Consider the following 12581-nt stretch of genomic DNA (forward strand, 5'->3'; position numbering starts at 1 on the left):
TCCGGGTGGCAGGCGGACACCTGCCACCCTCTACTTGTCAGGCATCTCGGCGTTTATCGGAAGCACCTTGATATTTAGCGGCTCGAAAATCTTCGCCAACTGCCCATCTGCACGCAACCTCTCCAGTAATTGCCTGAAGTGCGAAACATCAATGTTGCCGTTCGGGCGCAACAACGCATATTGACGGTAGATCTGATCGACACGGTCGGACACCATCAACTGCGCCGCTTCATCCTTGTTATGCGCCATGAAATCAATCAGGTACGAACGGGTAACGGGTGCAATATCGGCGCGGCCGCGCACCACCATCAGCAAGTTGCTGTCGTGGGAGTACGTGGAGGTAATGGTGAAGTGCTCGCTCAGGTACTTCTGATTGGTATTGAAGTTGGCAAATCCATAATGATAGCCACTGAACAATGCCAGACGTTTGTCAGCCAGGGTGTCGAAGTAATCCTGCCCCCGCCCTTCTTCCCGGCGCGCCACATAGACCTCGGCATCCTCGAGCCCCATATCGAGCTGTTCATGTGGAATGTCCTTCCAGCCCCAGTCAGGGTTTTCGAAGACTGCAACATCGAAACGCCCTTCCGTGAAATCACGAAAACGCCGGGGCACCGAGGTCGGGATCATGACGAATTCGTAGTCGTCCTGCTCGCCATTCAGGGCGTCGATCAACCTGGGTAAAAGACCGGCGTCTTCACCTTTTTCAGGGCGCACCATATAAGGGGGGAAGTGCACTGCGGCCACGCGCACGATCTGCGCGGCGAAGACCTGCGGCGTTGCCATCAACGGAATGAAGAGCATGACGCCGGTAACGATCTTGCGCGCCACACCGTCAATTAACACTGCAAGTCTTTTCATAAAACACGACATCAATCAAAGCCGTTCAAACTATGCGGTTTCCATGATTTAAACAACTGTCAAATCGACGGCGTCAGCGCTCTGCGGCATCCTTGCGGTATTCGCCCAGGCAAGTGACAGCCGCCTGCGAGGCACCAATGCAATCACCCGTGGTCACTGTAGGGGCAGTTGTTACAACAAGGGTGCCGATGCAAGGCTCAGGGTGTGCGCAACGGGTTAATCTGGCTACGCTCAAGCCATTGACTATCGTAAGGAAGCTTGATGATGCCGCACTGGCTGGTGATTGATCTTGAGGCTACGACCGAAGAAGGTGGGTGGCCGGTCGCAGAAATGGAAGTCATCGAGATAGGCGCGACACTGGTCAATCAGGACGGACGCGAGCTGGACCATTTCGAACGCTTCGTGCGCCCGGCGCGCAGGCCGCTGCTGACCCATTTCTGCCGCGAGCTGACCCATATCAACCAGAGCAGCATCGACAGCGCTGCACCGCTGACGACGGTGTGGCCGCAGTTCGAGCGCTGGTTGAGCCATCACCGTGCACGTATCGTGGGCTGGGCCAGTTGGGGGGATTACGATCGTCAGCAACTGGAAGAGGAATGGCGTCAGCATCACCTCGACAGTGCACTGTCCAGCATGCCGCACGTCAATCTCAAACAGCGTTTCGCCCAGGCTCGCCATTTGCAGAAACCGATGGGGCTGAACAGTGCCTTGCAACTGGCAGGCATGCAGTTCAGCGGGCAACAGCACCGCGCCTTGGTCGATGCGCGCAATACTGCCAGGCTGCTGCCGTTGATTCTGCCCAACTGAATGCCGCTGCAGGTCGACGTTTCGTCAGCGTCGATGTGCAAGGGGCGTGACGAGTTTTAACGTGTTGGGCATACTGGCGAGCCATTTTCAGCCCTTTCAAAAGGAATCGCCCATGTTCAAGGTCAACGAGTACTTCGACGGCACCGTCAAATCCATCGCCTTCACCCAGGCCGATGGTGAGGCAACCATCGGTGTCATGGCAGCGGGCGAATATGAGTTCGGTACGGCGCAACGGGAAATCATGCATGTGATCTCCGGCGAATTGAGCGTGAAGCTTCCGGACAGCACTGACTGGGAAACCTTTGCCACCGGCAACCAGTTCAACGTACCGGCTAACAGCAAGTTCCAGCTCAAGGTCAAAGTCGATACCGCCTACCTGTGCGAATATCGCTGAGACTCAGCGAGTGGGAGGCTTGACCTCCCACGTTGCCCACAGGCCCTCCTCACCCTCTCCTACTCAACCCCGGCATTGAACTGCAACGCCGCCAGTCGCGCATAAAGCGGGTTGCTGGCGATCAACTGCTGATGGGTGCCCACGGCCACCAACCGCCCCTGATCCATGACGGCAATCCGGTCGGCATTCTGCACCGTGGCCAGCCGGTGGGCGATGACCAGCGTCGTACGCCCCTGCATCAGGCTCGGCAGGGCCTGTTGAATCAAGTGCTCACTCTGCGCGTCCAGCGCACTGGTCGCCTCGTCCAGCAGCAGAATCGGCGCATCGACCAGCAAGGCACGGGCAATCGCCAGACGCTGACGCTGTCCGCCGGACAATCCCACCCCGCCCTCACCCAGATGCGTACCGTAGCCGTTGGCCATGTCGAGAATGAACTCGTGCGCATGGGCAATGCGCGCCGCCGCCTGTACCTGCTCAAGGCTCGCAGTGGCGTTACCGTAACGAATATTGTCCTCGACACTGCCGAAAAACAGGGCGGGCGATTGTGAAACCAGCGCGAAACAGCGGCGCAGATCATGGGGATCGAGCTGCGCGATCGGCACGCCCTCGATCAGAATGCGCCCTTGAATCGGGTCGTAAAAACGCAACAGCAGATCCAGAATGGTCGACTTGCCCGCGCCGGAGGGCCCGACCAGCGCCAGGGTTTCACCGGGCTCGATGCTCAGGGTCAGGTTATCCAGCGCATTGCGCTCAGGACGCGATGGGTAGGCGAAGGTGACATTCTCCAGCGCCAGACGCCCACTGATGCGCTGCGGCAGGCTCTGCAGATCCGTGGTCGGCACACTGATCTCGCTGCGTGCCTGAAGCAGCTCGCCGATCCTCTCTGCGGCACCGGCGGCGCGCTGCAGATCGCCAATCACCTCGCTCAACGTACCGAACGCCATACCGACCATCAGCGCGTAGAACACGAACGCTGCCAGCTCACCGCTTGAGATGCGGCCGCTGATCACGTCCATACCGCCGACCCACAACATCACCGCCACGGCACCCAGCACCAGAACGATCACCAGCGTGATCAGCCATGAGCGCTGCAGGATACGTTTCCGAGCGGTCTCGAACGCCTGCTCCACCGTATGCGAAAAACGCTGCTTGTCCTGCTGCTGATGGTTGTACGCCTGCACTGTCTTGATCTGCCCCAGGGCTTCGGCCACGTAACTGCCGACATTGGCGACCCGGTCCTGACTTTCGCGCGACAGGTTTCGTACCCGCCGCCCGAACATGAGAATGGGTGCGATGATCAGCGGCAACGCCACCACTACGATACTGGTGAGTTTGGGGTTGGTGATGAACAACAACACGATGCCGCCAATGACCATCAGCGCGTTGCGCAGGAACATCGACAGTGACGAGCCGATGACCGACTGCAACAGCGTGGTGTCGGCGGTCAGTCGCGACTGGATTTCCGAACTGCGATTGTTCTCGTAGAAGCCCGGATGCAGTTCGATCAGGTGATCGAATACTTTCTTGCGCAAGTCGGCAACCACACGCTCGCCGATCCACGACACCAGATAGAAGCGGGCGAAGGTTCCGACGGCGAGGCCGACCGTCAGCAGCATGAAAAACCCGATCGAGCGCTCGAGCAGTTGCGGTGAGCGGGTCATGAAACCCTGATCGACCATCAGTTTGATGCCCTGCCCGATCGACAGGGTGATACCTGCGGTGATGACCAATGCCAACAACGCGCCGAGCGCCTGCCAGCGATACGGCGCGATGAAGCTCGCAGCCAGACGCAAGGCCTGGCGATGACGTCGGGTAATCCGTGAAATCATGAACGATGAACCTGCCTGTGTGCCCGATCTGTCTGAGTTGCAAAGCCTACACCTGTGTGGCCGGGGCGCCGAACATCATTTCGAATGAACTTGCGGCTGGCTTGCAGAGTCAGGTTATGACTGCTTTACAGAGGCCGCTATAAGACATCGATCTAAGCGCCTGCTGGCAGATTTGCATCATATCTGTTGCACTTGCAGCGCGTTTGAGCGGCTGACAGTACCTGTCACGGACCGGTCATCAAGCGCGGTTAACTTAACGCCGTTACCTGATGAAAGGAGAAACACCATGAACCCGCAAGAGCGCAGCAATGAAGTTCAGGTTGTTCGAGCCACGCCTAATCTGCCGGTTGGCGGTGCCATTCTTGACCAGCACGGACAAGAAGTCCTGATCACCGAAGAAATGGTTCAGGCTGCCTGCCAGGAATGCGACAAGCACTGGGTAACCCCGGAAAAATAAAACCAAGCCGTACCAGATATTTGAAACCCGACCACTTGGTCGGGTTTTTTATTGCCTGATGACCCGGCTGGCGATCAGACCAGCACTGCACCCAGCGCCCGCACCAGTTGTGCCAATGCCTCGGATTCTCCCTCCAGATGAACCTTCAGCCCTTCGATTTCCCGGCGTGGCGGGTACTGCTTGCGCAATGCATCGAAGGCCAGACGCTGGCTGGCGGTGTCACCGGTCAGGCTGCGGCGGAAATCCGCATCGTCACGTCGCGGGTCATACACGCCGCGGCACAACATGTTAAGCGCCCAGACCGGGTCGCAGGCCGCGTCGAGACTGACCTGCGCCAGCCAGGGTTTTGGCAGCAGATCGTCCAGCTCGATCGTCGCAGGCTGATCAAGAAAGCCACACAACGCCTGATAGATCTGTGCAGTACCGCGCTGCCTGCCATCCAGGCTGTAACCGGCGATATGCGGTGTACCCAGAACGCACAAGTCAGCCAGCGCGACGTTGACCTGCGGCTCGCCCTCCCACACATCCAGTACGGCCTGCAGGTCTTCCCGCTCAAGCAGCACGTCGTGCAACGCCGCGTTATCCACTACGGCGCCACGGCTGGCATTGATCAGCCAGGCACCCTGGCCGAGCTGACGCAAACGCGCGTCGTCGAGCAAGTGCCAGGTCGGTGACGCCCCGGTTTTGTTCAGAGGCGTGTGCAGGCTGATCACGTCACAGCGCTGCAGGATCTCGTCAAGGCTGACGAAGTCGCCGCCTTCGGCAGCCTGGCGTGGCGGATCGCAGACCAGCACGTTCCAGCCCAATGCCTTCAATACGCTGATCAGCCGACCACCCACCTGCCCTGCACCGACCACACCGTAGGTGCGCTGCGCAAGATCGACCCCTTCGATTTCAGCCAGGGTCAGCAGGCTGCCTAGGACATAGTCCACCACGCCGCGCGCATTGCAGCCCGGAGCGCTGGCCCACTGGATACCGGCTTGCTGAAACCAGTCCAGATCCAGGTGATCGGTGCCGATGGTGCAGGTCCCGACAAAACGCACCGGGCTGCCCTCAAGCAGTTCGCGGGTCACGGCGGTGACCGAGCGAACCAGCAGGATGTCGGCATCCGCCACAGCGGCTCGGTCCATGGCGCGGCCCGGCAAGCGATGAATCTCACCGAAATGAGCAAAAAAAGCGTCGAGCAGGGGAATATTTTCGTCAGCAACAATGCGCATGGAAGACTCTCTGGGTCTGGCGAACAGGGACCTGCTCGAATCGGGAACAGGTGCGTCGTGAACAGGCGCGGGTTGCAGCGATGTGGTGATCAGTCGGACTTCTTGCGGATCCAGTACAGGAACGTACCCTCTTCGGCTTGCTCCGCAACCAGTTCATGACCGAGAAATACACAGAATTTCGGGATATCGCGACGCGTGGACGGATCGGTTGCAATGACCTTGAGTAGACCGCCCGCGGGCAGGTCACGCACCTTCTGGTGCAACATCATCACCGGCTCCGGACAAAATAGCCCGACGGCGTCCAGCTCGGCGTCGACAGTGAGGTTTTCAATGGGCTCAGACATGGGGCACTCCAGAGACGGGGGACGATTGTCGCTCAATTCGGTCGGTCAGGCCAAATGCTGATGGTTATACCGGCGCCGAATGGCGGCGCGCGGCCAGACAGCAGACAGAAAAATGCCAGGCACAGGGCCTGGCACTGATCATGACCCGGGCGAGCGTCAGAACGGCAGCTTCATACCGGGCGGCAGCTGCATGCCAGCCGTCATGGAAGCCGTCTTGTCCTGGCTGGCCTGCTCGATCTTGCGCACGGCGTCGTTGACGGCGGCGGCGATCAGGTCTTCCAGCACTTCCTTGTCTTCCTGCATCAGGCTGTCATCCAGATTGATGCGCTTGACGTCATGACGACCGGTCATCACCACGCTCACCAGGCCTGCGCCCGATTGACCGGTGACTTCCGCGTTGGCCAGCTCTTCCTGCATCTTGGCCATTTTTTCCTGCATTTGCTGCGCCTGCTTCATCAGGCCAGCCATGCCACCTTTCATCATGGAATATCTCCTCGAAAATGGATGGTTCGTTTGCGTGGCGCCAGCGGCGCCCTGTGTTCAGTTATTGAGCCTGCGCCGCAGGTGTGTCAACGGGCTTGATCGTGTCTTCCCGGATCACAGCGCCAAACTGTTGCAGCATCTGCTGGATGTACGGGTCGGCCTGAATCGAGGCTTCGGCCTGGCGCTGGCGCTCGGCCCGCAGCCGTGAGGCAGCCTGCGCAGGGGTTTCCTGCTCGGGCTTGATCAGCTCGATACTCAGATTGATCGTGCGCCCATGATACTGGTTCAACGCATCGTTCAGGCGCCGCTGCTGGGTCGAGTTGAACAACGCGCTGTGCGCAGGGTCCAGGTGCAGCAGCCAGTGGTCGCCATCGACTGAAATCAATGTGCAGTTGGCCGCGATGCTGCCGGTCATCCCGGAGATCGGCAGCTTGGGAAACACGTCCAGCCATTCGGCCGCAAGACCGGTGGCCGGTTTGGCGGCAGGAGCGGGCTCCGGCTCGACGGCTTCAAGTTCGACGACACTTTCGTGGGCCAGCTCATCCAGATAGCTGTAGGACGCCGGATCTATATCGATGTCCGGCTCGACGTAATCGTCGTCCGCTGGCGGTTCGTCATCACGGCCCATCGGCCCGGAGTCGGAAGACATCGAATCGGTGTGCATGGACAGATACGCAGAGTCCGGGATGGCTTCGAGCATTGCCGGCGTGTCCTGTTGCTCGGCAACCGGCTGCGCCGGCTCGGCTTCAGGTGCGGCCGGCACCGGGCTGGCGGGCGCAGGCGTCGGCATGGGCGTCAGGTCGGGCTGCTCGGAAACGGTCTCCAGAACCGGCTCGGCTACTGGCTCGGCAGCGGCTTCGGTATCAGGCGCAGTTTCGGCGGCGGGTTCGGCAGCCGGGGATTTCGGCTCGTTCCACGGCAGGTCGAGGTCTTCAACCGGCGCGGCTTGTGGCTCTGGCTTCGATTCCGGTTGTACCGCGGGCGCTGGCCGGACGGCAGCCGGCATCGGAGCCGCTGCAGGCGGCAGCGCTTCGAAGGCCGGATCAGGCGCAGCCATCACCGGGGCGGTCGACACTGCGGGAGTTGCCGATGCAACAGGTGTCGCATCAGCCACTGCTTTTCGGGAATCAACCGTGGCCTGGCTGATCCCCACTGGCTTTAGCGGCTGCCTCGGCGCGTCCTCGCTGTCGGCAGGACGAAACGCCAGCATGCGCAGCAGGACCATCTCGAAGCCACCACGCGGATCAGGGGCCAGCGGCAGGTCACGACGACCAATCAAGCCCATCTGGTAGTAAAACTGTACGTCTTCGGCAGGCAGGGCCTGCGCCAGGGCCAGCACCCGGTCACGATCGCCATGACCGTTGTCGACGCCTTCCGGCAACGCCTGGGCAATCGCCACACGGTGCAGCACGTTGAGAATTTCCGAGAGCACGCCGTTCCAGTCAGGGCCCTGCTCGGCCAAGTGGCGTACCGCCTCCAGCACGCCACGCGCATCGCCTTCCAGCAATGCGGTCAGTACATCGAAGACCTGGCCGTGGTCCAGCGTGCCAAGCATGGCACGTACATCGGCAGCCATGACCTTGCCTTCACCGAAGGCAATGGCCTGATCGGTGAGGCTCATTGCATCACGCATCGAACCGTCGGCGGCGCGCCCGAGCAACCACAGCGCGTCGTCTTCGAACGGTACGTTCTCGACGCCCAGCACATGGGTCAGATGCTCGACCACGCGTTCAGGCGTCATGTTTTTCAGCGAGAACTGCAGGCAACGCGAAAGAATGGTCGCCGGCAGCTTTTGCGGATCGGTGGTGGCAAGGATGAACTTGACGTAGGGCGGCGGCTCTTCAAGCGTCTTGAGCAAGGCGTTGAACGAGTGGCTGGACAGCATGTGCACTTCGTCGATTAGGTAAACCTTGAAGCGACCGCGACTCGGCGCGTACTGCACGTTATCCAGCAGCTCACGCGTATCTTCGACCTTGGTACGGCTGGCGGCGTCGATTTCGATCAGATCGACGAAACGGCCCTCGTCGATCTCCTTGCACACCGAGCAGGTGCCGCAGGGCGTCGAGGTGATGCCGGTTTCACAGTTCAGGCACTTGGCGATGATCCGCGCGATAGTCGTCTTGCCGACGCCCCGTGTGCCGGTAAACAGATAGGCATGGTGCAGGCGCTGGCTGTCCAACGCGTTGATCAGGGCCTTCAACACATGAGCCTGGCCGACCATTTCGCGGAACGAGCGCGGACGCCATTTACGTGCAAGAACCTGATAACTCATTTAAAACCGTCGCAACTGGTAAGCGGAAGACCGCCAATGCTAGCCGAGCAGGGGCAAAATTGCATCTGGTGTCCGTCTCTATTGTGGCTAAGCTGTGCAAATGACTCTATTGACGCGCTTTATTCGGGCCTTCACCACGCCGCGGCTGCCTCGTGCAGCGGCGGCCTGCCTGCTATTGCTGATGCCGCAAAACGGCAGCGCGGCGCAGAGGACCTTGAGCTTTGCGGTCAATGAAGGCTGGACCATGCCGATGATGCACATCACCGACTTTCGTCCCGAATCCGGCATTCTGTTCGACATCATGCAAAGCCTTGCGCACCACGTGGGCCTCGAGGCCAGTTACCACGTAATGCCGCGCCTGCGCATCCAGTCGGCGCTGGAGCGCGGCGAAGTCGACATGCACTGCTACAGCGCCCAGGCGTGGTACCCGGACTTGTCCGGGGATTATCTCTGGAGCCTGCCGATTCTCTATCAGCGCGACTGGCTGGTCGCTTCGGCGGCGACGGCTGCAGGCCCCTACCCCGAGCAGTTCGACAACGAAACCGTCGGCACCGTGCTGGGCTACAACTACCCGGCCCTGGAGCACCTTTTCGAGAATCACAAACTGGTCCGTGAAGACGCGCGCACGCAGAATCAGACGCTCGGCAAGCTGATGGCCGGGCGCTACAACTACGCGGTGACCAATCAGTTGATCCTCGAATGGACCAACCGGAACCTGCCTGTCGGCAAGAGGCTCAAGCCGATATCACTGGTCGCCGAACAACCAGCCGCCTGCCTGATCCGCAATAACCCCGACCTGCCAGTGGGCAGAATTTTGCGCACGCTGGTGCAGATGCGTCTGTCGGGCGAGATCCAGAAGATCATCGATCACTACACAACGGCCACGGCCCCCTGATCCTTCATCTGCGCTGTCGCAATAGCGTCATATTCCATGGTTACGCTCGCGTGAAATCTTTGGTAACACATTAACCAGCGCGAGTATTTGGCGATGAGCGACAGACCAGACGACGAAGATACCAACGAAAACCCCAGCCGCCGTCGTTTTCTGGGCGGGATGGCTGCCTTGGGTGCAGGTGTCACCCTTAGCAGCTACGTTTCCGCCCACGAGAAGCCGCCCGGCGACAACGAACGGCATCATCACCTTGCCGGACCCGCGCTGGATCGCGCCTTGCGCGAAAATGTGAAAACCATTGTGGTGATCTACGCCGAGAACCGCAGCTTCAATAACCTGTTCGGCGATTTCCCCGGTGTCGAAAAGCCGCTCTCCTCGCTCAGGCCTTCCGATTACGAGCAGCGCGACCGCGACGGCACGCGATTGTCCAAACTGCCACCTGCCTGGGGAGGCGTGCTGCAGGTAGGACCGCAAACCGTCGATGGCGTGACTTATCCGGTAGGCGAGCAGTTTCAGCAAGACCTGCCCAACGCGCCGTTCCCGCTCAAGGGACCGAACGGTGAAGACCTGCCGCTGAGCCTGGTGACCCGCGATCTGTGGCACGTGTTTTACCAGAACCAGATGCAGATCAACGACGGCAAGAACGATCGCTTCGTGGCCTGGGCGGATGCGGGCGGCCTGACCATGGGCAACTATGCACAGACTCAGTATTCGCTGCGCCTGTGGGACGTGGCCGAGGAGTTCGTGCTGTGTGACAACTTCTTTCAGGGTGCTTTCGGCGGCTCGTTCCTCAATCACCAGTACCTGATTTCAGCCACCGCGCCTATTTACCCGAACGCCGCCGAATCTCCGGCCAAGTCGCAAATCGCTACCTTGCAGAGTTTCAACCCGCAGGATCCGCGCCTCAAACCGCTCGACAAGTCGCCGGCCAGCGCCATGGACGGACCGCCACAATTTGGCCCCAGCGCCATCACGCCGGACAACTACGCCGTCAACACCATGGCCCCGCCCTACTGGCCAACCTGGCTGCGCGACCCGCAAAACCCTGATTACTCGAAACCGGATCTGCCCAACGTGCTGGTTCCGCAAAGCCACGAGCACATCGGTGACAAGCTGTCGAAAAGGAATGTTGACTGGGCCTGGTACGCCGGTGCCTGGCAAGTGACGCTGGATGAATTCAAGGACTCCACCGGGATCCCGAAAATCCCCAACTTTCAATACCATCACCAGCCGTTCAACTACTTCAAGCAGCAGGGGCCGCAGCACCCTGAAGAGCGCAAGAAGCGCCTGCGTGACGGCGGGCTGGGTGACGAGTCGAGCACCAATCGCTTTCTCGCCGATGCCGAAGCGGGCAAGTTGCCTGCGGTAACCTTCTACAAGCCCCAGGGCAACCTGAACATGCACGCCGGTTACGCCGACGTTGCTTCGGGTGACCGGCACATCGACCGGGTGATCAAGGTGCTGCGCAAGAGCCCGCAGTGGGACAACATGGTGATCGTCCTCACCTTCGACGAGAACGGCGGCTGGTGGGACCATGTCGCGCCGCCAAAAGGCGACCGCTTCGGGCCCGGCACGCGCATTCCCGCTCTGGTCATCTCCCCTTTCGCCCGCAAGGGCAAGGTCGACCACACGGTTTACGACACCGCCTCGATCCTGCGCCTGATCACCCGCGTGCATGGCCTGGAAAAACTCGACGGCCTGAAACGCCGTGACGAGGCCATGATCGCGCGTGGCCAGGCGCCGATGGGCGACCTGACCAACGCGCTGCAGTTTCCGGCCTGATCCCGTCAGGTGGTCGCGTCGGCAGCCTCCAGCGCAGTCGGACGAGCGGTTTTCACCGGTGGCAGGGACGCCACGTACACCGTGCGGGACGGGAACGCGAAACGCACGTCCAGTTCGGCAAAGGCTTCCATGATGTCCAGATTGATCGCCTGCTGCACATCCATATAGACGTTGTAGCTGGGGTCGAGCACGATAAAAACGGTCTCGAACTCCAGCGATGTCTCGCCAAACCCCCGAAAATGCGAACGGTCGAAACGCGCCAGCTTCTGCGCGTTGATGATCGCTTCGACTTTCTTCGGCACTTCCCTTATCTGATCGACCGAGCAGTCATAGGTCAGCCTGAATTCGAAGACAATGCGTCGCTCCTGCAAGCGTTTGTAGTTCTGGATGGTGTTGTTGATCATGTCGGCGTTGGCCATCACGATCTGCTCGCCACCCAGGCTGCGGATCCGCGTGGTCTTCAGGCCCACGTGCTCGACCGTGCCGGACAACGCACCGACGACGATGAAGTCGCCAACCTCGAAAGGCTTGTCCACGGCGATGGATAGCGAAGCAAACACGTCGCCCAGAATGTTCTGCACCGCGAGTGCGACCGCAATGCCGCCGACCCCGAGGCTGGCGACGAACGCGGTGATATTGACCCCGACGTTCGACAGCATCGCCATGACCACCGTGGCCCACAGCAGCACCTTCGCCCCCCACAGACTCAACGTAGCCAGCGCGCTGCCCTGAAAGGTGCCACCAGCGTTGTGACGCACGAAGTAGCGCTGCAAGGCGAGCGCGATTGCCCGGTTCGCCCACAGCCCGACCTGTAATGCGGCGACCACGAACCACAGACTGCTGACCCGCCCGAGCCAGCGCTCCGGCAGATCGAGCATGCCGATGCCGATCAGAATGGAAGCCAGCAGCAATAACGTATTACTGGTGCCCGACAGCACCTGCACCACGATGTAGCGCATATGCGTGCTGGGCGCATCCGCACGCGAGCGCATCTTTCTGAGCACAAAACCGATCACGCCCCTGACCAGAATAAAACTCAGGGTCGAGGCGAAAATAGCCAGTATCCAGTTGGCGAGCGATATGCCCAGAAATTGCGAGTCTGTAAAAAATCTGATGATGTCCTGTTCCATCCGGCCCCCGGCTCCACTGCTGCGAGACGCCTGACCGAAAAGCCCGTGACACCCGCAGCGACTTGAATTGCCCCTTGCCGTAAAACGGTTTCAAGCGACGCGTAAGGAGTTAGGGG

At 60.3% G+C, this 12581-nt stretch carries 12 protein-coding genes; 5 read left to right on the forward strand and 7 right to left on the reverse strand.

Annotation, left to right across the window (positions count from 1 at the left end; translation table 11 throughout):
• Nucleotides 1–30 precede the first annotated feature (30 nt).
• Entirely contained in the window at nucleotides 31–870 is an 840-nt protein-coding gene (locus LCH65_RS19520; protein WP_226439730.1) for an ABC transporter substrate-binding protein, read from the reverse strand.
• Nucleotides 871–1122: 252 nt separating this feature from the next.
• Between LCH65_RS19520 and LCH65_RS19525 the strand changes: the two genes are divergently transcribed.
• Both LCH65_RS19525 and LCH65_RS19530 read left to right on the forward strand, forming a co-directional pair.
• The gene (locus LCH65_RS19525; RefSeq protein ID WP_003371494.1) at nucleotides 1123–1665 is read left to right on the forward strand and encodes an exonuclease domain-containing protein; all 543 of its coding nucleotides are present in this window, start codon (nucleotides 1123–1125) and stop codon (nucleotides 1663–1665) included.
• 112 nt (nucleotides 1666–1777) lie between these two features.
• Nucleotides 1778–2059 (forward strand): pyrimidine/purine nucleoside phosphorylase, encoded by a 282-nt coding sequence (locus LCH65_RS19530; RefSeq protein ID WP_003371493.1) that lies wholly within the window; start codon nucleotides 1778–1780, stop codon nucleotides 2057–2059.
• Nucleotides 2060–2118: 59 nt separating this feature from the next.
• On the opposite strand, the gene LCH65_RS19535 is transcribed toward LCH65_RS19530, so the two are convergent.
• Nucleotides 2119–3888: an ABC transporter transmembrane domain-containing protein gene (locus tag LCH65_RS19535; RefSeq protein ID WP_024663020.1), complete on the reverse strand. Its 1770-nt coding sequence runs from the start codon at nucleotides 3886–3888 to the stop codon at nucleotides 2119–2121.
• A gap of 286 nt (nucleotides 3889–4174) precedes the next feature.
• On the opposite strand from LCH65_RS19535, the gene LCH65_RS19540 reads away from it, so the two are divergent.
• Nucleotides 4175–4345 carry a PA1571 family protein gene (locus LCH65_RS19540; protein ID WP_003371488.1) on the forward strand — a complete coding sequence of 57 codons (171 nt, stop codon included), beginning with the start codon at nucleotides 4175–4177 and terminating at the stop codon, nucleotides 4343–4345.
• 74 nt (nucleotides 4346–4419) lie between these two features.
• On the opposite strand, the gene pdxB is transcribed toward LCH65_RS19540, so the two are convergent.
• The 4 genes from pdxB to dnaX form a co-directional block, all read right to left on the reverse strand.
• Entirely contained in the window at nucleotides 4420–5562 is a 1143-nt protein-coding gene (gene pdxB / locus LCH65_RS19545; RefSeq protein ID WP_003436743.1) for a 4-phosphoerythronate dehydrogenase PdxB, read from the reverse strand.
• Between the two features lie 89 nt (nucleotides 5563–5651).
• Nucleotides 5652–5906 carry a sulfurtransferase TusA gene (gene tusA / locus LCH65_RS19550; RefSeq protein ID WP_003371482.1) on the reverse strand — a complete coding sequence of 85 codons (255 nt, stop codon included), beginning with the start codon at nucleotides 5904–5906 and terminating at the stop codon, nucleotides 5652–5654.
• 156 nt (nucleotides 5907–6062) lie between these two features.
• Nucleotides 6063–6389: a YbaB/EbfC family nucleoid-associated protein gene (locus LCH65_RS19555; protein WP_002552818.1), complete on the reverse strand. Its 327-nt coding sequence runs from the start codon at nucleotides 6387–6389 to the stop codon at nucleotides 6063–6065.
• Nucleotides 6390–6450: 61 nt separating this feature from the next.
• On the reverse strand, nucleotides 6451–8661 hold the full coding sequence (dnaX, locus tag LCH65_RS19560; RefSeq protein ID WP_096120875.1) for a DNA polymerase III subunit gamma/tau: 2211 nt from the start codon (nucleotides 8659–8661) through the stop codon (nucleotides 6451–6453).
• Between the two features lie 100 nt (nucleotides 8662–8761).
• On the opposite strand from dnaX, the gene LCH65_RS19565 reads away from it, so the two are divergent.
• Both LCH65_RS19565 and acpA read left to right on the forward strand, forming a co-directional pair.
• Complete coding sequence (locus tag LCH65_RS19565) at nucleotides 8762–9556, forward strand: transporter substrate-binding domain-containing protein (protein WP_226439731.1); 795 nt, start codon at nucleotides 8762–8764, stop codon at nucleotides 9554–9556.
• A gap of 93 nt (nucleotides 9557–9649) precedes the next feature.
• Nucleotides 9650–11335 (forward strand): acid phosphatase, encoded by a 1686-nt coding sequence (gene acpA, locus LCH65_RS19570; protein WP_004413947.1) that lies wholly within the window; start codon nucleotides 9650–9652, stop codon nucleotides 11333–11335.
• Between the two features lie 5 nt (nucleotides 11336–11340).
• Here the strand turns inward: acpA and LCH65_RS19575 are convergent, their stop codons facing one another.
• The gene (locus LCH65_RS19575; protein WP_003315176.1) at nucleotides 11341–12465 is read right to left on the reverse strand and encodes a mechanosensitive ion channel family protein; all 1125 of its coding nucleotides are present in this window, start codon (nucleotides 12463–12465) and stop codon (nucleotides 11341–11343) included.
• Nucleotides 12466–12581: the final 116 nt, after the last annotated feature.

Origin of the sequence: Pseudomonas sp. MWU16-30316 (assembly GCF_020515645.1) — a bacterium.
In the GTDB taxonomy this organism is placed as follows: Bacteria; Pseudomonadota; Gammaproteobacteria; order Pseudomonadales; family Pseudomonadaceae; genus Aquipseudomonas; species Aquipseudomonas cerasi.

Coding starts and splice junctions, on each gene's coding strand:
- LCH65_RS19520 (WP_226439730.1), bottom strand. CDS start 870: ATGTCGTGTTTTATGAAAAGACTTGCAGTGTTAATTGACGGTGTGGCG.
- LCH65_RS19525 (WP_003371494.1), top strand. CDS start 1,123: ATGCCGCACTGGCTGGTGATTGATCTTGAGGCTACGACCGAAGAAGGT.
- LCH65_RS19530 (WP_003371493.1), top strand. CDS start 1,778: ATGTTCAAGGTCAACGAGTACTTCGACGGCACCGTCAAATCCATCGCC.
- LCH65_RS19535 (WP_024663020.1), bottom strand. CDS start 3,888: ATGATTTCACGGATTACCCGACGTCATCGCCAGGCCTTGCGTCTGGCT.
- LCH65_RS19540 (WP_003371488.1), top strand. CDS start 4,175: ATGAACCCGCAAGAGCGCAGCAATGAAGTTCAGGTTGTTCGAGCCACG.
- pdxB (WP_003436743.1), bottom strand. CDS start 5,562: ATGCGCATTGTTGCTGACGAAAATATTCCCCTGCTCGACGCTTTTTTT.
- tusA (WP_003371482.1), bottom strand. CDS start 5,906: ATGTCTGAGCCCATTGAAAACCTCACTGTCGACGCCGAGCTGGACGCC.
- LCH65_RS19555 (WP_002552818.1), bottom strand. CDS start 6,389: ATGATGAAAGGTGGCATGGCTGGCCTGATGAAGCAGGCGCAGCAAATG.
- dnaX (WP_096120875.1), bottom strand. CDS start 8,661: ATGAGTTATCAGGTTCTTGCACGTAAATGGCGTCCGCGCTCGTTCCGC.
- LCH65_RS19565 (WP_226439731.1), top strand. CDS start 8,762: ATGACTCTATTGACGCGCTTTATTCGGGCCTTCACCACGCCGCGGCTG.
- acpA (WP_004413947.1), top strand. CDS start 9,650: ATGAGCGACAGACCAGACGACGAAGATACCAACGAAAACCCCAGCCGC.
- LCH65_RS19575 (WP_003315176.1), bottom strand. CDS start 12,465: ATGGAACAGGACATCATCAGATTTTTTACAGACTCGCAATTTCTGGGC.